19 protein-coding genes are annotated in these 21737 nt (G+C 60.8%); 10 read left to right on the plus strand and 9 right to left on the minus strand.

What is annotated here, in order from left to right; genetic code table 11:
* Positions 1–16: 16 nt before the first annotated feature.
* From FHX10_RS31460 to FHX10_RS31480, 5 genes are read left to right on the plus strand one after another with little or no spacing between them, the layout of a single operon-like run.
* Positions 17–1267: an NAD(P)/FAD-dependent oxidoreductase gene (locus FHX10_RS31460; RefSeq protein ID WP_088930328.1), complete on the plus strand. Its 1251-nt coding sequence runs from the start codon at positions 17–19 to the stop codon at positions 1265–1267.
* A 34-nt stretch (positions 1268–1301) separates the two neighbouring features.
* Positions 1302–2792: an aldehyde dehydrogenase family protein gene (locus FHX10_RS31465; RefSeq protein ID WP_063474182.1), complete on the plus strand. Its 1491-nt coding sequence runs from the start codon at positions 1302–1304 to the stop codon at positions 2790–2792.
* Positions 2789–3823, plus strand: a complete 1035-nt coding sequence (locus tag FHX10_RS31470) for a proline racemase family protein (RefSeq protein ID WP_063474108.1) — start codon at positions 2789–2791, stop codon at positions 3821–3823. Before FHX10_RS31465 ends, FHX10_RS31470 begins: the two co-directional genes overlap by 4 nt.
* Before the next feature lie 9 nt (positions 3824–3832).
* Positions 3833–4597, plus strand: a complete 765-nt coding sequence (locus FHX10_RS31475; RefSeq protein WP_063474109.1) for an SDR family NAD(P)-dependent oxidoreductase — start codon at positions 3833–3835, stop codon at positions 4595–4597.
* Between the two features lie 11 nt (positions 4598–4608).
* Positions 4609–5364, plus strand: coding sequence for an SDR family NAD(P)-dependent oxidoreductase (locus FHX10_RS31480; RefSeq protein ID WP_063474110.1), 756 nt, complete (start codon positions 4609–4611; stop codon positions 5362–5364).
* A gap of 182 nt (positions 5365–5546) precedes the next feature.
* Here the strand turns inward: FHX10_RS31480 and FHX10_RS31485 are convergent, their stop codons facing one another.
* From FHX10_RS31485 to FHX10_RS31505, 5 genes are all read right to left on the minus strand, one after another.
* Complete coding sequence (locus FHX10_RS31485; RefSeq protein WP_245294547.1) at positions 5547–6065, minus strand: hypothetical protein; 519 nt, start codon at positions 6063–6065, stop codon at positions 5547–5549.
* 111 nt (positions 6066–6176) lie between these two features.
* Positions 6177–6761, minus strand: coding sequence for a TadE/TadG family type IV pilus assembly protein (locus tag FHX10_RS31490; RefSeq protein WP_063474111.1), 585 nt, complete (start codon positions 6759–6761; stop codon positions 6177–6179).
* Positions 6758–7288, minus strand: coding sequence for a TadE/TadG family type IV pilus assembly protein (locus FHX10_RS31495; RefSeq protein ID WP_047616910.1), 531 nt, complete (start codon positions 7286–7288; stop codon positions 6758–6760). Before FHX10_RS31495 ends, FHX10_RS31490 begins: the two co-directional genes overlap by 4 nt.
* Positions 7285–8646, minus strand: coding sequence for a TadE/TadG family type IV pilus assembly protein (locus FHX10_RS31500; RefSeq protein WP_063474112.1), 1362 nt, complete (start codon positions 8644–8646; stop codon positions 7285–7287). Before FHX10_RS31500 ends, FHX10_RS31495 begins: the two co-directional genes overlap by 4 nt.
* A gap of 209 nt (positions 8647–8855) precedes the next feature.
* Positions 8856–9506, minus strand: coding sequence for a TetR/AcrR family transcriptional regulator (locus FHX10_RS31505; RefSeq protein ID WP_047616870.1), 651 nt, complete (start codon positions 9504–9506; stop codon positions 8856–8858).
* Between the two features lie 92 nt (positions 9507–9598).
* Here FHX10_RS31505 and FHX10_RS31510 point away from each other — a divergent pair, with 92 nt between their 5' ends.
* Complete coding sequence (locus FHX10_RS31510) at positions 9599–10501, plus strand: NADP-dependent oxidoreductase (RefSeq protein WP_063474114.1); 903 nt, start codon at positions 9599–9601, stop codon at positions 10499–10501.
* Between the two features lie 101 nt (positions 10502–10602).
* Here the strand turns inward: FHX10_RS31510 and FHX10_RS31515 are convergent, their stop codons facing one another.
* Together FHX10_RS31515 and FHX10_RS31520 are read right to left on the minus strand one after the other, a co-directional pair.
* Positions 10603–11853 carry an ABC transporter substrate-binding protein gene (locus FHX10_RS31515; RefSeq protein WP_063474115.1) on the minus strand — a complete coding sequence of 417 codons (1251 nt, stop codon included), beginning with the start codon at positions 11851–11853 and terminating at the stop codon, positions 10603–10605.
* 57 nt (positions 11854–11910) lie between these two features.
* A complete protein-coding gene (locus tag FHX10_RS31520; RefSeq protein WP_063474116.1) occupies positions 11911–14022 on the minus strand; it encodes a putative bifunctional diguanylate cyclase/phosphodiesterase in 2112 nt (703 codons plus the stop codon).
* A 957-nt stretch (positions 14023–14979) separates the two neighbouring features.
* Between FHX10_RS31520 and FHX10_RS31525 the strand changes: the two genes are divergently transcribed.
* Positions 14980–17535 carry an EAL domain-containing protein gene (locus FHX10_RS31525; RefSeq protein ID WP_063474117.1) on the plus strand — a complete coding sequence of 852 codons (2556 nt, stop codon included), beginning with the start codon at positions 14980–14982 and terminating at the stop codon, positions 17533–17535.
* Between the two features lie 103 nt (positions 17536–17638).
* Here FHX10_RS31525 and FHX10_RS31530 read toward each other — a convergent pair whose 3' ends face one another.
* The gene (locus tag FHX10_RS31530) at positions 17639–18550 is read right to left on the minus strand and encodes a LysR family transcriptional regulator (RefSeq protein ID WP_063474118.1); all 912 of its coding nucleotides are present in this window, start codon (positions 18548–18550) and stop codon (positions 17639–17641) included.
* A 110-nt stretch (positions 18551–18660) separates the two neighbouring features.
* Here FHX10_RS31530 and FHX10_RS31535 point away from each other — a divergent pair, with 110 nt between their 5' ends.
* The 3 genes from FHX10_RS31535 (at position 18661) to FHX10_RS31545 (ending at position 20789) form a co-directional block, all read left to right on the plus strand.
* Positions 18661–19089: a DoxX family protein gene (locus FHX10_RS31535; RefSeq protein WP_063474119.1), complete on the plus strand. Its 429-nt coding sequence runs from the start codon at positions 18661–18663 to the stop codon at positions 19087–19089.
* A 76-nt stretch (positions 19090–19165) separates the two neighbouring features.
* Positions 19166–20209: an AraC family transcriptional regulator gene (locus FHX10_RS31540; protein ID WP_082849675.1), complete on the plus strand. Its 1044-nt coding sequence runs from the start codon at positions 19166–19168 to the stop codon at positions 20207–20209.
* A gap of 373 nt (positions 20210–20582) precedes the next feature.
* Positions 20583–20789: a hypothetical protein gene (locus tag FHX10_RS31545; protein WP_244604813.1), complete on the plus strand. Its 207-nt coding sequence runs from the start codon at positions 20583–20585 to the stop codon at positions 20787–20789.
* Between the two features lie 163 nt (positions 20790–20952).
* Here FHX10_RS31545 and FHX10_RS31550 read toward each other — a convergent pair whose 3' ends face one another.
* Positions 20953–21663 carry an RNA polymerase sigma factor gene (locus FHX10_RS31550; RefSeq protein ID WP_097595375.1) on the minus strand — a complete coding sequence of 237 codons (711 nt, stop codon included), beginning with the start codon at positions 21661–21663 and terminating at the stop codon, positions 20953–20955.
* Positions 21664–21737: the final 74 nt, after the last annotated feature.

The raw sequence follows: 21737 nt of genomic DNA on the forward strand, positions 1-21737 counted from the left end.
AGGGACCACTGAAATTATGAGGTTCGCCGTGTCATCCATCGTGGTCGTCGGCGCCGGCATTATCGGCGTCACCATCGCCTATGAACTCCAGCGCCGCGGCCTTTCCGTGACGCTTGTCGATCGCGACGCGCCGGGCCTCGGCGCTTCCTACGGCAACATGGCAAGTATTGCCGTCACCGAGTTCATGCCGGCCTCGCGGCCCGGCATCTGGGCGCAGATGCCGAAATGGCTGCTCGATCCGGAGGGGCCGGTACGCATCCAGCCTGGCTACCTGCCGAAGCTGGTGCCCTGGTTCCTCAGGTTCCTGGCCGCCAGCCGTCCCTCCAAGCTGAGGGCGCTGGAGGCGGCCGGCGCCGCGCTCTGCGGCCGCGTCTACGACGATCTGGACGCGCTGCTGAAGGAAACCGGCCTGACGCACATGCTGACGGCCGAAGGCTGCCTCAGCCTCTATACCGACGAGGCCGAATTCAAGGCCGATCGCGAGCATATCGAAATCCTGGAACGGTTCGGCTTCAGGTACGAAATTCTCGGCGGCAAGGCCATCCCGGATCTCGAGCCTTTTTTGACGACGAAGATCGGCAAGGCGGTGCTCTTTCCCGACAACCGGTCGATCACCGACCCCTACAGGCTTGTCACCGCCCTTGCCGAAAGGTTCGAGGCGCTCGGCGGCAGGACCGTCCGTGGTGAGATCGCCGGCTTAGAGCAGGGCGAGGCCGGTGTTTCCGCTCTCCGGCTGGCGGACGGGCGCAGCCTTAGGACCGAGAAGGTCGTGCTGGCTGCCGGCGCCTTCACCGCCCGGCTTTCCGCTCTGCTGCGCGAACATATCCCGCTCGAAACCGAGCGCGGCTACCACACGCAGATCATGGAGCACGGTATCTCGATGCGCCATTCCATCATCTGGCCGGCGCGCGCTTTCATGGTCACGCCGACGGCGGGCGGCATCCGCGTCGGCGGCACGGTCGAGATGGCCGGCCTCGACGCGTCCCCGGATTATCGGCGCGCGAAGATCCTGGTGAAGCGGGCTCAGGAGGCATTGCCGGATCTGCAGGTCCGGCAGGCGACGGAGTGGATGGGGCATCGCCCGGCGCTGCCTGACACCGTTCCGGTCATGGGTCCATCAGCCAAGCGCCGCAACGTCTGGTACGCAACCGGCCACGGACATCTCGGCCTTACCTATGCGGCCACGACCGGCCGTCTGATGGCCGACCTCATCACCGGCGTTCAGCCGCCCGTGGATATGCAACCCTATCGCGTCGATCGCTTCTGAGAGCGGTGCCGTCGCAAGGAGAAAGGGAGTGAACATGCGAAGCGAACTCTATATCGACGGAAAATGGGTGAAGCCGGTCAAGGGCGGCGCCTGCGAGGTGACCAACCCCGCGACGGAGGAGGTGATCCAGACGATCGGAGCCGCAACAGCCGAAGATGTCGATCTCGCCGTCAAAGCGGCTCGCCGGGCCTTCGACAAGGACGGCTGGCCGAAGCTGACGGGCGCTCAGCGCGCTGGATATCTCCGCGCGATTGCGAACGGAATCCGTGCCCGCCAGTCCGAGATCGCCCGCCTCGAAGTTCTCGACAACGGTAAGCCCTTTCCGGAGGCCGACTGGGACGTCGCCGACGCGGCGGGCTGCTTCGATTTCTATGCGGGCCTGGCCGAACAGCTCGACAACAATCCCGAGGAGGCGATCGCGCTTCCCGATCAGCGCTTCACCTCCAAGGCGGTGCGCGAGCCGATTGGGGTGGCCGGCGCGATCATTCCCTGGAACTATCCGCTGCTGATGGCGGCATGGAAGGTTGCCCCGGCGCTCGCCGCCGGCTGCACCGTGGTGCTGAAGCCCGCCGAATTGACATCGCTGACGGCGCTCGAACTGGCTGATGTCGCCGACGAAGCCGGGCTGCCGCCCGGCGTGCTGAATATTTTGACCGGCGCCGGATCGGTCGCCGGCCAGGCGATCATCGATCACAAGCAAGTGGATAAACTCGCCTTTACCGGCTCCGGCCCGGTCGGCTCGAAAATCATGGCGGCCGCTGCTCGCGACATCAAGCGCGTCAGCCTGGAGCTCGGCGGCAAGTCGCCCTTCGTCATTTTCGAAGACGCCGATATCGACGAGGCCGTCGAGTGGATCATGTTCGGCATCTTCTGGAATCAGGGCCAGGTCTGCTCGGCGACTTCAAGAGTCCTTGTACAGGACACCATCTACGAACGTTTGCTCGCGCGTCTGGTCGAAGAAACGAACAAGATCAAAATCGGCAATGGTCTGGACGAGGGCGTGCTGCTTGGGCCGCTGGTTTCCAAGCGTCAGCACGAGCAGGTCGTCGCGGCGATCGAGGAGGCGCGGCGGGCCGGCGCGACCGTCGCCTGCGGCGGCGTCCGCCCCGAAGGATTCGACAAGGGTTACTACCTCCAGCCGACCGTTCTGACCGACGTTCCGCTCGACAGCGCCGCTTGGGTGGAAGAGATCTTCGGACCCGTCGTCTGCATCCGGCCCTTCAAGTCAGAAGCGGAGGCGGTCGAACTCGCCAATGATTCCCGCTTCGGTCTGGCGGCCGCCGTCATGTCGAAGGACGACATCCGGGCTGAGCGCGTCGCGGCCGCCTTCCGCGCCGGGATCGTCTGGATCAACTGCTCGCAGCCGACATTCACCGAGGCGCCCTGGGGCGGCTACAAGGAATCCGGCATCGGCCGCGAACTCGGACGCTGGGGTCTCGACAACTATCTCGAGACCAAGCAGATCACCCGCTTCGCCAGCGAGGATTCCTGGGGCTGGTACATCAAGCCGGAGGCGGCCGAATGAACTGGAACCGGACCCTCGATCTGCTGCAGGTCCACTGCCAGGGCGAGATCGGCAAGGTCATTATGTCGGGAGCGCCTGAAATACCCGGCGCCACGATGCTCGACAAAATGGACCACATCAACACGGTCGACGACAGCCTGCGCCGCTTCGTCACCTTCGAGCCACGCGCCAATGTCGCCATGTCGGTGAACCTGCTGGTCGAGCCGACACGCAGCGATGCGGACGCCGGCTTCATCGTCCTCCAGGCCGATCGCGCCCACGCCATGTCCGGCAGCAACTGTATCTGCGTGGTCACCGCACTTCTCGAAAGCGGGCAGGTGGCGATGTCGGAACCGGAGACGATCGTCCGCCTGGATACGCCGGCCGGCCTCATCGTCGCGCGCGCCGCCTGCCGCGACGGCCGCTGCCTGTCCGTCAGCCTCGACAACGTGCCGAGCTTTGCCGAAGCGCTGGACAGGGAGGTGGACACGCCGAAATGGGGCCGCATCAAGATCGACGTCGCCTTCGGCGGCGTCTACTATGCGCTGGTGGATGTCGAGCAGTTCGGCTTCGATATTGCGCCTGCCAATGCGCGGCTGCTGGCGGAAGCCGGCATCGAGCTGAAGTTGCTTCTATCAGGCCAGGTCTCGGTCGCTCATCCTGTCCTCAGCGGTATCGACGAGATCGCCTATGTGATGTTTCGCGGATGCGAAGCCGACGGCGCGGTGCGGACCTGCACGACGCTGCAGCCCGGCCGCGTCGATCGTTCGCCGTGCGGGACCGGCAGCTCGGCGAATCTTGCCGTGCTGCATGCGCGCGGCGAGGTCGCCGTCGGCGACCGCAGGACGTCCCGGTCGATCATCGGCGGTGAGTTTCTCGCGGAGGCGATCGGCGAGACCGAGGTGGGCGGCCGCCGCGCCGTTCTGCCGAGAATAACCGGCCGGGCCTACGTCTATGGCCGGGAGCAGTTGCGTATCTCCGACGACGATCCCTTCGCAGCAGGATTTGCCCTGTCCGACACCTGGGGTCCCCAGGTCGGCCTGCTCGGTTAGGAGCCAAAGATGTCTCACGTTCCACCACTGGCCGGCCAGACGATCCTCATCACCGGGGCGTCGGGCGGCATCGGCGCAGCCATCGCCGAACGCCTGTCTGCCGAAGGCGCGCGGCCCGTCATCCAATACGGGCGCGACAGGGAAGGGGCGGAAGCCCTGCATCGCAGGCTCGGTGGCGACGGCCTGATCGTCCAGGCCGATCTCTCCCGTCCGGACGGCGCCTTTGCGCTCTGGCGCGACGCGCTCGCGGCGGCGGGGCGGATTCATGCCGTCGTCAACAATGCCGGTATCCGCAACGAGATTTCGATCGACGCCGATCCGTCCGATTGGCGGGCCGCCTGGCAGAAGGAGTTTCAGGTGAACTTCTTCGCGGCAGCGGACCTCTGCAAGGAGGCTCTGGTGCATTTCAGGCAACATGGCGGAGGGCGGATCGTCAACATGGCAAGCCGGGCGGGCCAGCGCGGTTACGCGGCCGATGCCATGCCCTACGGGGCGACGAAGGCGGCGCTGATCAATCTCACAAAGTCGATTGCGCGTAGCTTCGGGCGCGACGGCGTCGTCGCCGTCTCCATCGCGCCGGGATGGGTGCGCACCGACATGGCCGAGGATTTCGTGGCGAAGCATGGCAAGGATGCGGCGGTCGGCGATATCCCGATCGGCGAGATGGCCGAGACGGCGGAGATCGCCGAGCTGGTAGCCTTCCTGCTGCGCCCTTCGCAGGTCTCGGTCAATGGCGCGACGTTCGACGTCAACGGCGGCAGCTACATCAGATAGGGAGGTTCGATATGAAAAGATTTGTGGGTAAGGTCGCGGTGGTCACGGGCGGTGGCGGCGGTATAGGGTCGGCCATATCGAAGAGGTTGGCCGACGAAGGCGCCCTGGTGGTGGTGACCGATGCCAATGCACAGGCTGCAGGCGACGTCGCCTCGCTCATCGAGGCGGCGGGCGGATCGGCGATCGCCATCGGGGCCGACATCTCCCGGAAATCGGAATGCGTCGACCTGATCGAGAAAGCCTTCGCGATCAAGGGGCGGCTGGATGTGCTGGTCAACAATGCCGGCATCAACCGGCGCGGAAACCTGCTGTCGCTTTCGGATGAAGACTGGCAGCTGAGTTTCGCAGTCAACCTGGATTCGATGTTCCATCTCTGCCGCGCGGTCCTGCCGCACATGATTGCGGCGGGCGGCGGCGCGATCGTCAACACCGCCTCGCAATGGGGCCTCTACCCCGCGCCGAACCATATCGCCTATAACACGACAAAGGCGGCGGTTGCCGCCTTCACCCAGAATCTGGCTCGCGACTATGCGCCCGACAAAGTCCGGGTCAATGCCGTCTGCCCCGGCGAAATCCATACGCCGATGCTCGAAGCCGGCGTTACGCGCGCCGGCCGGACGATCGCCGATCTCGACAGGCTCGTCCCCTACGGCCGCATCGGCAAGCCTGAGGAGGTGGCGGCCCTCGTTGCCTTCCTGGCATCGGATGAGGCGGCCTTCATGTGCGGCTCGCTGGTTGAAATCACCGGCGCGCAAGCCGTGGCGTGAAAGGACGGCCGAGTGCGCCGACACCGAGACAGGGGTGGATGCCAGTCCTGCCCTGGTGGCCTTCGGCGCGCTCTGCGGCGGTTGGTTCGCCGCCGCCGCGGGCGTGCTGGCGCTAGACATGGCCGACAGTCCTGCCCATAGGCCCGCCAGAAAGGATCGCCGTTGCAGCCTCTCGCTCATGCTCAATCCGTCTGCTGTTCCAGTGTCTTGGCAAGCTCTTCATAAATGTGGGCAGATCCCGCATTGTTCTCGGCGGCATAATGGGCGCTGACCGACCGCGCGGCCTCGGCCGCAATACGAAAGGCATCTATCCGATTCTGCGGCTCAGGCTCAGCTTGCCCGCCGATATCGCCGTTGCGGAAACTGCCGGCTCTGTATCCCTCGGCCAGATCGATGACACCGATCTCAGGAATCCCCTTCTTCAACCGGCCGAAGAAGGCAGGCCCGGCCTGGCCGCCATCCCGGCGACGCAGCATCCCTTCTCCGGACGCTTTGCCGTCGATACAGGAGCCGATCCAGAAGGTGGGGCCGCTGGTCAAGGACGCTGGCGCGACGAATTTGCAATGAGTGCCTGGATCCTGGGACCAATGAAGATCGGTCGGTGCTGCCCCGCCAGTGCCATTCGAATACAAAATCACCATCAGGGCAATCGGGACGATAACAGGCAGCCGCCCTATGCCGCCGAAAACTCGTCTTGCCATGATGTCGCCCCTTGTTGAAGGACCTTCCATATCGTCCGCAATCGCCGTTGTCATGGCTTATCGGTTAACAATCCGGCGGACCTCCCAGCCGATTGCGGCAGACCTTACGGCTCAATTATAGGTGATCTTGTCGGTAACCCGCGGGCGATTGAAGAAATGATGATCGAAGCTGTAGCCATTCATTCCGGTAAAGTTCGAAAAGAACGCCGAGACCGGTGTCGTCAATGTGTATTGCACCCGGGTCAGCACGACCTGCACGTCCGTTTCCTGTATCTCTGAAGGTATCGCGATCGCGCTCGCCGTGCCTGAGTTGAGCGCGGTGGTGTTGAGTGCGGCGGACCAGTTGACGGTCGCGCTGCCGCTGCTGCTGACATCGTTGACCGTAAGCGTGATCGTCAGCCCCGTCGTGTCATAGGGCTGCAGGATGAAGCTCGCGCCGGTGAGAAGCTTGGCAACGTCGGACTTTGTCCAGGAGCTTTGCTGTGAAATCATATCGCCTGTGGAGGAGGCGATCTCATCGATCTTTCGGCTGACCGTGAGCGCGTGGCCGAGATCGACGGTGCCGAACAGCAGCATCACCAGGATCGGCAGAACGAGCGCGAATTCCACGCCCGAGGCAGCCGACCGGTCGTGCGTGAGGCGGCGGATCGCGGATAGGGTACACCGGAAAAAAGACAGGCTCCGTTTCATGGTCAGAAAGGCTCGTTGCGGAACAGAACGGCAGAGCCGAGCAGGTAGCGGCCATCGGAAAGCTTGGCGCTCGACAGGCTGAAGAAATTGACGACGGCCGTCCAGGGCAGGAACGTCTGAACCAGGATGTAGTCGCTGCCCTTGCCGACATCAAAGCTCTCGGTGACGGTGAGATTGCCGCTGTCGTCGATGGGGTCGGCGCTGGCGGCGGACGAGATGTCGGAGAGCACGTTCACCTTGACCAGGAGATCGCTGGAACAATTGAACGAGAGAAGCATGTCGCTGCAAATTTTGGCCTTGAAATCGGCCAAAGTCATATTGGAGGATGCGACCTCGCCGGTGCGGATCATCCGGGAGATCTTGTGCACCGAAGCATCCAGGGAAGAGTTGACGAAAAACATCAGCGACACTTCGATAATGCCGAATATCATGATGAAGAGCGGCAGAGCCAGGATCGCAAATTCGATCGCAGCCACGCCGTCTCGATCGGCGAGCAGGCGGCGCGGCGATGCAAAGAATTTCCTGCGGCTCATTGGGTCAGCCGAACGGATGCAAGATACTGGGTAAAGAGCGCCGACAGGCCGGCCGTGATCTCGGCCGATGATGACGCTGATATAAACAGGCTTGTGGACGATGCGCAGTCCGAAAGCGCATAGGGGATGTAGTCGCGCCTCGTGATGCTGGTCGACACGCCGCTATCCATGGTGCCGCCCCAGGTGCTCTTCCAGTTGGCGCTTGCCATTGTCGCGCCGACGGTGGCGTTGTAACCCCAGTCCGTGGTGATCGGCAGATATTCCGTGTAAAGCACGGCCATGGTGTCGGATTGATCTTTCAGATAGCCGCACCAGTCCGGATTGAGCGGCGCGACTTTGTTCCAATATGCCCCGGAGATCGCCTGTTTGTTGCTCCATGTGACCTTGTCAGTCACCCATTCGCGCTTCGACTGGACGCCGTCCGTCAACAGAAGAACCAGCTTGAGCGGTGAACCCGAGGAGGTTCCGTCCCCTCCGGCGCCGACCTTTTGCTTGAGCGTCGCCAAGGAGACGTCGAAATAGGTGGCTGCCTTCGAGGTCGCGCTGGTGAGGCCGTAACTTGCGTCCGCGAGGCGGGTGCGCGCCGTGTCCGTGCTGAGCGTCGGGCTTAGAACTTCTGTCAGGGTGTCGCCCAGGCTATACAATCCGACCTTGATCCGTTCATGACTGCTGTCGGACGTGTCGATCATGTCGAGCACTTCTTCGACGGCGTCGCCGGCGACATCGGCGCGCAGCTTTATGTTCTTGGCCGTGCTGTATTCATAGTTGTTGCTGTATGTCTTGTTGCCGATTTTGTGTGAATCGCCCGTGTGGCAGGCGAATTGGCATCCGATACCGGCATACATGGTCGACTGCCCCGACGTCGTTGCCGCCAGCAGCATCGATGGGGATGTGTCGATGACGATATAGACATTGAGATAGGACGTGGTTGGTCCCTTGACGGCGCTTGCCACGCTGACGTCGACTGTGTCGATATTGGCGATCTTCATCAAGGTCGTCGGAACCGTGCCGCTGGCCGTCGCGGTGATCTTGTGGTTTGACGTATCGATGTCGATGTCGCCAAGCGTATAGCTGTTTTCCACTTGTGCGTGGAACCAGTCGGAAACCTTTTCCTCGAGGGCGTCCTTGTCCGAGGTGTCGATCTGCTTGACGGCGGCGATCAGGGCCGCGTCAAGGTCGCTCTGCATCCGCTGCCTGACATTGTAAGCGCGAATATAGTCAAAGCTCGCGCCGACCGCGACGATCATCGGCACCAGGGTGAGGGCAACGACAATCGCGACATTGCCGCTCCTATCTCTGCCGAGACCGCGGAGGGCTTTGAGGAGCCGAGCAAATGAACAGGAAAGACCCGAGCGCAAAAACCACCATCACATAAGTCATGAAAATTACTCATTTGCGAGATGTATCCAAGGTGCTTAAGTCTTTGTTAATTCCTGCACTTTTCGACATGAAGCAGGCTGCCGACGCGCTATTTGCTGCGCAGATTGTACATGTTTGCGAATTATGGATATCCGCGGGATGGCATATCGTCGTCTTTCACGTCGAGAGGACCCACATCCGTGGGGTGTCAGCGTTCGGCTGACAGGGGCTGACCAAGCGCGGCGATCAGCGCGTCGGCAGCAATTTCTGCTCTTTCCTGCTGCTGTTGTGTCGAAGGACCGGGAAGTCCCATCAGCACGCCGAGCATATGGGTGCCAAGCAGCCGGTCGATGAATTGCACGGCGAGTTCGCTTCGGCGCTCGGCGCTGATGCCGAGAGTCTCCTGTTTGAGCCCGAGCATGAAGGCGACCATGCCTTCGAGGTTGCCGACGAGGCTGGTATGAGCCATCTCCGCCAGACCGGGAAACCGGCTGGTCCCGGCGATCACGGTGCGCATGAGGGCGATCGTGTCGGGATCCATCAGGCGGCTTTGCGCCGTCATCCCGGCCCAGAGCAGGACGTCTCTCAGAGGTTTTTCAAGGAGCGCCTCCATCTGCGCCCGCTCGGCCTCGTCGTCCGGGTCGCAGGCATTGGAGATCACGGCTGAAAACAGGTCATCCTTGCTCTCAGCATGCCGGTAGAGCGTCATGATCGAGACGTTTGCCGCCTTGGCGATGCTTTCCATGCTCGTTCCCTCGTAACCGGTATCGAGGAATGATGCCTTGGCCGCCGCGAGGATGTCGGCCCGCTTGCTCGCCATCAACTTCGCTTTCGGATGGTCTGATGACCATGATTTCATGCGCTTGACTCCATGCGATAGTCAATCATATCGTATAAACGATAGTGAACGTTATCGTATCTCCACATCAGATTATACAAAGGTGCCGACACATGAAAGCTGCCCGTCTCAAATCCTATGGCGACATTGACCAGTTCACAATCGATGACGTCGGCAGGCCCACGCCTCAGGCCGGTGAAGTCCTGATCAAGATCGAGGCTTCCGCCGTCAACCATTTCGATCTCATGATCCGCCAGGGCTATGTGGCTCAATACATTCCCCTGGAACTTCCCGCGGTGCTGGGCGGTGACGCTGCCGGAAGCATCGTCGAGATCGGCTCCAGCGTGACCGGATTTGCCGTCGGCGATCGCGTTATCGCCGATTTCGCACCGAACGGTAAAGGCGCGCATGCGGAGTACGGCGTCGTTCCGGTCTCGGCGATTGCCAAACTCCCCGCCAATCTCAGCTTCGAGCAGGGCGCCGCTCTGCCCAAGGCGGGCCTTACCGGCCGGCAATCGGTCGACGCTCTTGGCGTCAAAGCGGGTGACCGCGTGCTGGTGTCAGGCGGTCTCGGGGCTGTCGGCCGTGCCGCCATCCAATATCTTCAGGAGATCGGCGCCCAGCCGGTGGCCGGCGTCCGGGCGGATCGGCTCGACGAGGCGGCCCGGCTTGCGGGAGAAGCGCTCGACATTGCCGAGCTTCCGGCTGCCACGACCTTCGATTACGCGATCAGTGCTGCTGCCCCTGTCGCGGCCAATCTCATCGGGCATGTCAGGGACGGCGGCCAAGTCGCCAGCATCGTTCCCGTACCGGAGGGTGCCAATATCGGCAATCGGGTGATCATCCACGAACTCTATCACCGTGCCGATGCGGCCACGCTCGAAGCCGTGGCCGACGCTGCCTCGCGTGGCGTTTTGATCGTTCCGATCGCCAAGACTTTCCCGCTGAGTGAGATCGGTGCGGCCCACAGCGCCGTCGCTGCCGGTATCCAGGGCAAGGTCGTCTTGAAACATTGAACGAGCGGAGCAGGCGATTGTGGAGGGGCCAGTTGCGCCGTCCCGCAATCGCCTGCCGGCAGGAGCCCTCCCGCCACAGGGAATCTGACTTAATCCCGCCTTCAGCGCTGCATCAGGAGATCATGCAGGCGTTTTTGAACGTATTGTGCAGTCATGTTTCGATTGTTGAAGAAGTCGCCAATCACGGCAATCCAGCCCTCAGACATCTGGGTCGGCATGGCCTGGGATTGGGCGCTGACTTCGCCCTTCCTCGCCTTGATCATCTCCAATCCAAGCTTGCCGCAACGATCAAGCCCGGACGGATCGACATCGGTGCGGACGGGCAACGACCCCTTGATCCGGCTGAAGGCAACCTGATTGTCGCGATCGAGCACCATGCGCGCGAAGGCCTGCTGCGCCTCTGCCGTGCCTTCCCGATTGGTCAGCGGAAAGGCAAAGGCATCGATCACCATGAAGTATGCGATGGATGTGCCCGGAACGAGGCTGCAATTGAAATCCTTGTCGACGCTGTAGCCGCGCGCCGCAAGCTCGCCCTTGGCCCAGTCGCCCATGAACTGCATGCCGGCCTTGCCCTGGCCCACGGCCACCGTGGCATCAGCCCATGTCTTGTCCTTTCGCTGTTCGATCGGTTCCACATAATTGGCCAGGCGCGACAGCATATCCAGGGCTTCGATCATCCGCGGGTCCTGCACCAAGTCGGCATCGCCGCTCATGAGACGGGCATAACCTTCCGGGCCGAACTTGTGATAGATGATGTCGTTGAAAATGAGCGACACTTCCCATCGCGCCCCGCCAAGCGCAATCGGCAGACGCCCCGTCGCCTTGATTTTTTCGGCCGCGTCGAAAAGTTCGTCCCAGGTCTGTGGCGTCTTCACACCCGCTTCGGCCAAGGCCGCTGCGCTTGTCCACAGCCAGTTTTCGGCATGGATATTGGTCGGCGCAAAGTAGACTTTCCCCTTGTAGGAGATCCGGTTGAGAACCGTTGCCGGGATGACGTCCTGCCAATGATCCGCCTGCGCGACATCATCTATATCTTGCACGATGCCCATTTCCGGCAGTTCGCGCGATCCCTCGTTTGCATTCCATTGCATCACCGCCGGCGCGTATCCATTGGCAATACGATCACTCACCACGCGCTGGACGGCGACCTTGTTCTCTGCCGGCATGTCCACCCACTGGTTGCCGGCGGCTGCCCAGGCCCGGCGGAAAACATCGAGTGCGGCAGACTCGCTTTTCGACACCCAGAAATGCACGACGTCGACGGCCATGTCCTGCCCCGCCAAAACCTGTGTCGCAGGACCTGCGGCCGCCAGAGCCGCGGCGAGCCATGTGCATATGATTCCCCGTTTCATTCGTTCCCCTCTTTCTTTGATAAACTCTGCCGCACCGTCCCTTGTGCGGCGCCTCTCTCAGGAGACAGTTTCAACCCGCAATTTGCGCGACCGGCCTGATATCCCGCGCAGAACCGCCCGGCGAGCCAATCGGTCGACCGCTACGGCCGCCGGTTCCGGCTTGGCATAGAAATAACCTTGGCCGATCTCGCAGCCGGCGTTCAAAAGGAAATCACGCTGGCTCTCGTCCTCGATGCCTTCCGCGACGCACCGTTTGCCGAGGTTGCGGGCCAGATCGATGATTGCCCTGATGATCTGTTCCGAGCGGATATCCTTGCCGATCTCGGCAACGAAGCTGCGGTCGATCTTCAGCTCATCGAAGGGGAAGTCGCGCAGATGCACAAGCGACGCAAAACCGGTGCCGAAATCATCGAGCGAGACCGACACGCCATGTTTGCGAAAACGGGAAATGGTTTCGATAATCTGATTGGCGCCGCGATTGAGGAAGACGTCTTCCGTGACCTCGATGGAAAAATCGAGCCAGTCGAGGTGGTTTGCTTCGACCGCCGCAGCGATGAGGGCGTAACCGTCGTCGCCGACCAACAGGGCCTCCGGCAGATTGATGGCAATCGACCCCACCCTGAGCCCTGCTGCTTTCCAGGTCCTCAGATCACGCGCGACGATATTGACGATACAGCGCGTCATGCCTTGTATGATATGGCCTTCCATGAGCGGCAGGAAGCGGCCGGGCGGAAGGATGCCGAGCTGAGGATGGCGCCAGCGCACCAGTGCCTCGAAACCGAGATGCTTGCCGGTCTGCAGATTGACCTTCTGCTGGTAGTAGACGACAAACTCGTCGCGATCGGCCGCGACGGCGAGGGCCGCAGCAAGCCGGTTCTGTTCCAGACGTTGGGCAAAGGATGCTTCATCGAAGATGACGGCTGTGTTGCGCTTGGCCTTGGCGGCATAGAGTGCCAGATCGGCGATGCGCATGAGCGTCGCCTCATCTGACGCGTGGCCGGGCACGACCGCGCCGCCGATGCTCGCCGAAACCGGTAGCAACCGGCCCTCGAAATGACATTCCGCTGCAATGGCTGCCACCGCGCGCCCGGCAATTCCTTCCAGCGTTGCCGCATCTGAAATTCCAGGAAGGAGAGCGGCAAACTCGTCGCCACCAAGCCTTGCGACGACGTCGCCGGTGCGGAAGGTCTTCTGCAGCGCACTCGCGACATGGCTCAAAACCGCATCGCCGGCAGGATGGCCAAAGCTGTCGTTGGTGGCCTTGAAGTGGTCGAGATCGACCAGCAGCATGGAAAAACCTGAGCCTGTCCGATCGAGCGAACCGAACAGCCCGTTTAGGGCCTCATTGAACGAAGATCGGTTGCCAAGGCCTGTCAGCGTGTCGGTATGCGCCAGATGCGTCAGTTTGATCTCGAAATCGAGAGTCCGGCGGTGCTCGGTGCGCAGTTTTATCAGCAGCGGTATGAAAAGGATGAGGGTCGCCAGTATCAGCGTGGCTGCGGTGAGGCTGAGGAGCACGGCGCTGATCAGGCGGGTATGATCGATGCTCACATCGCTTCGGTCGTGCGCGCTCTCGATCAGGGCGCTGAACTGACGCATGAGCATGCTGTCGGAGGAAACGGCGAAGTCGATTGGTCCCCAGAAGCTGTAACGCTCCCGCCGATCCAGCAATTTCGCGGACACGACGCGTTCAGCTCTTTCAAGAAAATCCTCCAGCCGCCCGTCGAGTTCCAGCCGCAATTTTTCAGATGCGGCATCCCGCCCGTTCAGCTTTTCGAGAAGATTTGCTTCGACCTCGATATTCAACGCGTTCAACTCTGCGCTCATGGCGCGGATGTCGTTAATCGCTTTCTGAACGTCTTCGACCATTGGCCTGACGATATATTCCGGCATATTCGGATCGGCCGAAGCGCGCATGATCGCTCGCGTCTGATTGGCAAGCTGCTGGAAGCGAATGAACTGGCGCCCGATCAGATAGCTGATGTTCTGCTGCAGGGAATGGCGATCAAGCGCCACCTTGACCGTCAGGAAGGTTGCCCCGATCAGCACCGTCATCACGACGACGGCGACGATGTAGTGTCGCCCGATGGAGCGGATATATTTCGCCACGGAGGAATGGGACTCGCCGGGCGGCATCACCGTGTTTTTCAAATCCGATCCCACCACCATTCGCGCTCCATCAGAAAGATACAAGCCGGCTGAGCAGCCGCCGGCATGCGGACGGTTGCATCACGATCATTTATTTAGAGATCGGCCATCATGGCCCTGTCCGCGCCTCGAGCACTGGCGCCGGAAATAGAAGGGTCACGTCGTGCGCTCCCCGGACCGCTGTCGCGATCGGATTTGCTGTCAACACTGCCAAGGGGAGGCTTTCAGCGAACCAACGCCGGTGCGGCTTTGCTCATCAACAACTGCTACCCGGAATGCTCCGGAGTTTCAGAGCCGGCGCGATCGCGCCATCTGCGCTGCACTTGGAATAGAGGCCGTCATATGCATGCCGATTATTGAACATTCCCACCTCTGATAGACGCGATCGATTGACGACAGCGCGGATTTTTGGCTCGTCCCTGAACCCGTCATCATGGCGGAGAAGTACAAGCAGCACCTCATTCGAATGACTCGAAATTGTGGACCACCTGGTTGAAGAAGCGTAAACACTTTTGTGAAAAGGCAATAAAACCAGTTCCTTGCGAAGAATTCGGTACAAAATCGTCGTGATTTGGCCATGGGATTCGGATTTCGGATAAGGCGCCCACCCTTACTTTTCCGATCGATTGGCTTTGGCTTGTCAGTGTGCCTGGTTTGGACATCGGCAGCGTCGGCTGGGCGATGAAAGCCAAAGGACGCGCAGGTTGGGATCTGCGCGAGAGGCGAGGATGTCCATATTGCGCGGCCCGATCCGTTTCGCGCGTTGAAAGTTGCCGCGGCGCAAGAGAGGGCAGCGATCTCTTAATTTTCTGACCGCAATATTCAGGCCAAGCCGACATGCTCGGTCGCAGCGGCCGATGCCTTTGCGATCGGAAACTTCGGGCCTTCGTTTTCGCCTCAAATGACTTGGGCGGCCTTCTTGGAAGAATTCTCGACTGGATGGATGATGCATTCGGTTGCCCATGGTGAGGAAGATCCATGATGACGTTGTCTCAATCGCTTCGGCAGCCGGCCCTTTTCACGGAAGGGGACGAGCAGAGGCGAGACGGATCGCAGCATCAGGACGCCGCCGTCGACCGGGAAGCCCTTCTCGAAGCGTTGCTCGGCGCATTTCCCCTGCCGGTTTTCTATAAGAACTCCGAGGGGCGCTACGCCGGCTGCAACAAGGCTTTCGAAGACTTGCTTGGCCACAGGCGCGAGGAGATCATCGGGAAAACCGAATTCGATCTCAATCCGGAGCACCCGGCTGAACTCCAGTTCACGTGGGATGAGAGATTTCTCGAAGGGCGCGGAGGCCGAGGCTTCGAGAAGAAGATGACTGCCGCGAGCCAGACGGTGCGGGATGTCGTCGTCAACAAGGCGGTGTTCACCGGGCACAACGGCGATCCGGCCGGGGTGATCGGCGCCATCGTGGACATTACAGAGCACAAGCAGGCGGAGCGGGAGCTCAAGAAAGCGCTTGAATTCGCAGAGGGGATCATCGCCGCCATTCCCGATGTCCTCTTCGAGGTGGACGAGGACGGCCGCTACCTTCAGGTCTGGACAAGAAACCCAGAACTTCTGGCTCAGCAGAAGGAGATGCTGCTCGGCAAGACGGTCAACGAGGTTCTCGCGCCTGACCAGGCGGCCATCGCGATGGAGGCTCTCGCGGCTGCCGGCAAAGAGGGCGTTGCCTATGGCCGATGCATTCGGATCTCCTTGCCAAACGGCGAGACCCGATGGTTCGAACTCTCCGTCGCCAAACGGCCGAGCGCCGATCCGACGATCACCACGCTCCTCGCACTTTCGCGTGACATTACCGAGCGAAAACAGGCGGAGGAAGCCGTCAATTCCATGCGGACGCAGCTGCTCAGCGTGCTTCAGACCATTCCTGATATGGTCTGGGTGAAGGATATGGGCGGCGTCTATCTGTTGTGCAACCACGCGTTCGAACGACTGACAGGTAAGGCGGAGTCCGAGATTGTCGGCAAATCGGATCTCGAACTGTTTGGTGCTGAAAGGGCTCAGGTCTTTCTGGAGTCGGACAAAGCGGCGATCCAGGCCGGAGGTACTCTGGCCTCCGAGGAATGGGTCATCTCCCAGGAAAACGGTCAATCCGTTCTTCTTGAGACACGCAAGGTTCCGGTGCTGGGCGCGGGAGGAGACGTCGTCGGGGTTCTCGGTGTGTCGCGGGATGTGACTGAGTTGAATGTCTCGCGCCAAAAAATCCACCAGATGGCCTTCTACGATCCTCTGACCTCGCTGCCGAACCGATCGCTGTTCAGCGATCGACTGCGGCAGATGATCACCGCTGCCGTATCGCGTGGCCAACGCGCCGGCGTGATGCTGATCGACATCGATCATTTCAAGGCGGTCAATGATACGATGGGACATCCCGTCGGCGATCAATTGCTCTGCCAGGCCGCCGCGCGGCTGAACGAAAGCGTTCGCGACTATGACACCGTTGCGCGCCTCGGCGGCGATGAATTCGCGATCCTGTTGCCGGATATCCGGCAAGGTGACGATCTCGGCCGGATGGCCAACACGATCCTTGAAAAGTTCAAGGAACGTTTCCTGCTGGACGGCCAGGAGCTGTTTATTTCTTGCAGCGTCGGCATCGCGCTCTATCCCGATGACAGCGCTGACGCCAACGACCTCGTGAAATACGCCGACTCGGCGATGTATCTCGCCAAACGCTCGGGGCGAAACAGTTTTCGCTTCTACTCGAAGGACCTGACGGCGAGCGCCGAAGAGCGCATGCGGCTGGAATCGGAATTGCGCCGCGCGATCGAGCGCGGAGAGTTGGAATTGCACTACCAGCCCAAGGTGCTTTTGGACAGCGGCGCCATGGTCGGCTGCGAGGCCTTGTTAAGATGGCGTCACCCCGAAATGGGCATGATCCCTCCCTCGAGCTTCATTCCGGTTGCCGAAGAGACAGGGCTGATCGTGGAGCTCGGACGATGGGTGCTGCGCGAGGCTTGCCAGACAGCGGCCGAATTCAACGCCGATAGCCGGTCATCGCACAAGGTGGCGATCAACCTGTCGGTCAAACAGTTCCAGTCCGCCGGACTGGTAAGGTCGATCGCCGAGATTCTCGAAGAGACCGGCTGCCGCGCGGAATGGGTTGAAATCGAAATAACGGAAAGCCTGCTGCTGGATCAGAAAGACGAAACGCTGCAGATGCTTTCTGAACTTCGAAACATGGGATTTTCGATCGCCATCGATGATTTCGGCACCGGCTATTCGGCGCTGAACTATCTCGCGCGCTTTCCGATCGACACGCTGAAGATCGACCGGTCTTTCATCAACAGCGCGGATAAACGCAACGAGGAACTTGTGAAGGCAATCCTGTCCATCGCCCGTTGTCTCGGACAGAATGTGGTGGCGGAAGGCGTCGAGACCGCCGAGCAGGCAGCCTTCCTGGTGGCAAATGGATGCGGTTCGGCGCAAGGCTTCCTTTACAGCAAAGCTCTGCCCAAGACGGAAATCATCGCTCTGTGGCTGCGCTCCCTGGCCAACGGCTGCTCCCCACGCGAGGAGCGGCCTTGCATTTGAATTCCATCACGCAGGGAACATCGTCGAACTGAGTGCAACGTGGCGATCACCCGTCTCCAGGCGACGCCGCCCTGACGCGGGTAAACATCCATGTTGCCGTCAGCTATCGGCTTCCAGCCCCGCCTGAAAGCCTCGCCTGGAACGCCGCCGTCAGCCATCTCGCAGCAGGCCCCGGCGGGTTTGCAACATTGCGGACCGCATGGATGGGAAGCTCGCCCTGGTCGAAGGCAGGAAACCGGAGGCGGACGAGGCGGCCTGCAGCGAGATCGTCCTTGACCACGGATGCGGGAAGGCCGCCCCATCCCAATCCGCCGAGGATGAACAGATGTTTCGTCGCGTTGTCGCTGACCCGCCAGGTCTTGAGAGAGAATACATTGAAATCCCGGCCCTTCGCCGTTCCCGAAGCATCGAAGACCACCAGCTGGGTTTCGTCTCGCACGTCGGCAAGTGTCAGCAGCCGGCGCAGCGTGGCAAGAAGATGATCCGGGGCTGCGACGGGGACCATCGCCGTCTGGCCGATCCGCTCGAAAACGATCTGATCGTTTTTGACTGCCATAGTGCCGCCAAAGCCGACGACGGCCCTGCCATGAATTACCTCGTCCATGACGATCACAGGTGTCCCCGCCGTTACTTTCAAGGAGACGGTGGGATAGTGGTTGCGGAAGGCACGCAGCACCTCGACGACGACGTCCGAGGGGACAATGGAGCTCATCGCAACGTTGAGCTCTGCCTCCAGACCGTCGCTCAAGGCCTGCACGCGAGCCCGCATCAGATCGAGATCGCCAAGCAAGCGGCGAGCATCCTCGACGACGGATCTGCCGGCATCCGTCAGCTCCGGTCGTCTGGTGCCGGAACGGCTGAAAAGCGCCACCCGCAGCTGCGCCTCCAGGTTGGCGATCGTATAGCTGACGACCGATTGCGTTCGGTTAAGGGCGCGGGATGCAGCGGAGAAGCTGCCTTTCTCCACCACGGTCAGGAACACCTGGAGCTGATCCAAAGTCGGGTGGGGCTGCATATCTCATCGATCCTATCGATAACTTTTCTCGAAAGTTTAGCGGTTTTCGCGATGAGCTTCCAGCTTTATCTATCCCGCGCGACGCACCGCATTTTGCTCCAGAGGTTCGCATGCCCAACACCACGACTGTCTTGCCTGCACCTGCCGGAAAATGGCTCCAGATTGGGCTGTGGGCCGCGCAGGTGCTGATCTTTGCCGCCTTCACCCTGTTCGGCTGCATGAAATTTTTCATGCCGGTCGATCAATTGGCGGCGATGTGGGTATGGCCCGGCGACGTTCCCGTGTGGTTTTTGCGTCTGATGGGTATTATCGATTTTGCGGGCGGAGTGGGCGTGCTGCTGCCTGCGTTGACCCGTATCCAGCCTCGCCTGACGGTGCTGGCGGCGCTCGGCTGCGCGCTGCTGCAAATCGCCGCGATGATCTTTCATCTCTCCCGCGGCGAAGCCCCCGCCGTGCCGCTCAATGTCATCCTGCTTGCTCTTTCGGCGTTTATCCTGTGGGGCCGCGGCAGGCGGGCGCCGATCGCGCCACGCCGATGAGGATGGCGGCCGAGCGGGGAGCCCCCTCGGCTCTCAGCAAACGCAGACATTCATCATTGGCCAGAGGTAACCGGGAGTGCCGGACGTAAGTTGGAACACCTTCGACCATCTGTCGTTTGCCGGGGCGGATCTGCAGGAATTCTCAACGTCGCTTTCCCGTTTGCACAGCGGAATCCAAGTGAGATCGGAAAGTCAGCGGAATACGAAATATCAGGTCAATATGGTTCGCACGCGGGGGATCTCGGTCATCGCGAGCCGCTATGACGGCGATTTCTCGATCCACTTTCCCGCATCGATCGACACAGCCATGGTTCTCATTCCGCTGACCGGGAGCGCGATGGTCGCGGTAGCCGACCGTAATTTGCCGTCCATCCAAAACAAGGGCGTCTTCGTCGATCGGCTGTCGGACAATCAGCTGCGCATTGCGGGCCCCAGAACGCATCTTTGCCTTAGGCTGCCCCACTTCGAACTGACCCGGCGTATCGAAGCCCGGTTGAATGCCTCGTTGAGGGAGCGTCTCCAATTCGCAACCGAGATCGATCTGTCGCAAGGGCCTGGATTGGACCTGGCACGGCTCGCTATGGCCATCCATCACGGCCTGGCGGGTGAAACCCTCCATAAATCGCCTGCGGCGCTTGGTCATGTCCTGGGAGCAATGCTCGAGCTTCTCATCGACGCCCTACCGCACAACTATTCCCAGGAGTTGTCCCGCGACAGGGAGGCTCCTGTTCCATGGCACGTCAAGCGCGCGATCCACTACATGCATGGCAATATTTCCCGGGCGATGACTCTCAAGGAAATTGCTGAAGCATGCGGCGTCAGTGCCCGGACCCTGCAGGATGGCTTTCGAAAATTTCGCATGACGACGCCGATGGCCTATCTGGAGCATATGCGTCTTGATGTCGTTCGCCAGGAACTTTCATCGGCCGATCCCGAGCAATCGGTGAGAGTCATTGCGCAAAAATGGGGCTTTGCCCATGTTGGCCGGTTCTCAGGCCAATATCGAAAGCGCTTCGGCGAACTGCCATCGCAAACCCTTCGCAGGATTGTCGAAATTCCAGCCGATGTCGGGACGGCGGATTCAGGCCGCTCCCGACCAAGGGCGCTTGCCAAAGGATAAAGGAGCCGGCCTTCTCCTTTTGATCTGGCTTGCCGCTGTCCTCGATATGCAGTGGTAGAATTTGCAATCTATAAATGTGAAAAAATCACAACCTATGATATTTATAAAATCTTTGGTTGCGGTATCCGATTGTCGCATCTCTGTCCGTTTGACGCAGCAAAGCCGGCAAGCGCGCCGCTGTGCGCGCTAAAGTAAGAGTTTGTTAAGGCTGACACGGCGTTTACTAGCCATACGAACAGGCGCAACTCACTGAAATGAATAGCGAAGATGTTCCGGTTGATCGGCGAATGAAGCATGCCGGATCCTCGAGCCGTCGGACTTGGAGACATGAGAGTTTCCGATCCTCCCAGATTGTCAAGAATAGCGAATGCTCATGGCTGAAATCATCCCATTTCCAAACCCGGCCCCCAACACCTCGATCGAGATTCACGACCTCAACGTCGCAGGCGTATCGTCCGGAGATCCGGATATGGACCAAATGCTCCAGGCGCGTGCCCGGATCCAAAAGGTTCTGGATGAACTCGACAGATTAAGCGGAGCGCTGCAAACCGGTTCTGCATCGACAGGCGCCGCAGGGTAACCGCCCTTTCACTCGGACGATTTCTCGGCAAGACGGAGCGGGATGCAACGCGGCATTCTCGCCGCAACCCTGATGCTCGATATCGAGAAGATATACGGGCTGCTGCCTCACGTTAAGCGCTGAACCACCTCGACCAAGGTGCAGCTCTACAGGCTGCCTGACATCATGGCGTCTTGTGACGAAGGGCAGCGATCACACGATCTGCCATGAAAGCGCACCGCGCGCCATCGAACGGAAACAGCGCCGAGAATGCACCGGAGAGCTGGTTTTCGATCGACTGCCGCATCAGCTTTCGCGCCCGGTGCAGCCGGGTCTTGGCCGTTTCCGGTCTTATGCCAAGGTAAGATGCGGCCTCGTCCGTGCCCATGCCTTCGACATCCCGTAGCACGAATATAGCGCAAAAATCATCCGGCAGTTCGTCGACAGCATTTTCGAGGAGATGTCGCGCCTGGCTCCTGGCGAGTTCGGTTTCCGGATCAGTCGCCGACAGGGAGGACGGAAACTGCAATACGTCGCCGCCCCATCTCGTCTGCATGTCGATTTCCTCAAGTCCGGTGGTGTTCTTTTGCCGCCGCACGCGCGCCAGCGCCTCGTTGAGGGCAATGCGGGTCAGCCATGTCGAAAACTGTGCATCGCCCCGGAACGCGGCCAGATTGCTGAACGCCTTGATATAGGCGGCCTGGACGACGTCTTCGGCCTCCGCATCATTGCGGATGATGGCGCGCGCCGTCCGGAACAGGCGCCGATTGTGACGCTGAATGATGGCGCGGATGGCAGGTTCGTCGCCCATTCTTGCCAGGGGTACGAGCTCGGCGTCGGACAGTGTCGATACCTCCTGCCGGTGTCGCTCGGCCGGAACCGGAATGGCTGTCATGGAAATTCTCCCCTGCTTACCGTCCTTCGATCGGAGCCCGGCCCTAAAGCCTTTTGTTTCTGCATGCCGGTATC

Origin of the sequence: Rhizobium sp. BK591 (assembly GCF_014195045.1) — a bacterium.
GTDB classification, from domain to species: domain Bacteria; phylum Pseudomonadota; class Alphaproteobacteria; order Rhizobiales; family Rhizobiaceae; genus Rhizobium; species Rhizobium anhuiense.

Coding starts and splice junctions, on each gene's coding strand:
- FHX10_RS31525 (WP_063474117.1), top strand. CDS start 14,980: ATGATGACGTTGTCTCAATCGCTTCGGCAGCCGGCCCTTTTCACGGAA.
- FHX10_RS31510 (WP_063474114.1), top strand. CDS start 9,599: ATGAAAGCTGCCCGTCTCAAATCCTATGGCGACATTGACCAGTTCACA.
- FHX10_RS31475 (WP_063474109.1), top strand. CDS start 3,833: ATGTCTCACGTTCCACCACTGGCCGGCCAGACGATCCTCATCACCGGG.
- FHX10_RS31550 (WP_097595375.1), bottom strand. CDS start 21,663: ATGACAGCCATTCCGGTTCCGGCCGAGCGACACCGGCAGGAGGTATCG.
- FHX10_RS31470 (WP_063474108.1), top strand. CDS start 2,789: ATGAACTGGAACCGGACCCTCGATCTGCTGCAGGTCCACTGCCAGGGC.
- FHX10_RS31465 (WP_063474182.1), top strand. CDS start 1,302: ATGCGAAGCGAACTCTATATCGACGGAAAATGGGTGAAGCCGGTCAAG.
- FHX10_RS31460 (WP_088930328.1), top strand. CDS start 17: ATGAGGTTCGCCGTGTCATCCATCGTGGTCGTCGGCGCCGGCATTATC.
- FHX10_RS31545 (WP_244604813.1), top strand. CDS start 20,583: ATGGCTGAAATCATCCCATTTCCAAACCCGGCCCCCAACACCTCGATC.
- FHX10_RS31480 (WP_063474110.1), top strand. CDS start 4,609: ATGAAAAGATTTGTGGGTAAGGTCGCGGTGGTCACGGGCGGTGGCGGC.
- FHX10_RS31535 (WP_063474119.1), top strand. CDS start 18,661: ATGCCCAACACCACGACTGTCTTGCCTGCACCTGCCGGAAAATGGCTC.
- FHX10_RS31485 (WP_245294547.1), bottom strand. CDS start 6,065: ATGGCAAGACGAGTTTTCGGCGGCATAGGGCGGCTGCCTGTTATCGTC.
- FHX10_RS31505 (WP_047616870.1), bottom strand. CDS start 9,506: ATGAAATCATGGTCATCAGACCATCCGAAAGCGAAGTTGATGGCGAGC.
- FHX10_RS31520 (WP_063474116.1), bottom strand. CDS start 14,022: ATGGTGGTGGGATCGGATTTGAAAAACACGGTGATGCCGCCCGGCGAG.
- FHX10_RS31530 (WP_063474118.1), bottom strand. CDS start 18,550: ATGCAGCCCCACCCGACTTTGGATCAGCTCCAGGTGTTCCTGACCGTG.
- FHX10_RS31515 (WP_063474115.1), bottom strand. CDS start 11,853: ATGAAACGGGGAATCATATGCACATGGCTCGCCGCGGCTCTGGCGGCC.
- FHX10_RS31495 (WP_047616910.1), bottom strand. CDS start 7,288: ATGAGCCGCAGGAAATTCTTTGCATCGCCGCGCCGCCTGCTCGCCGAT.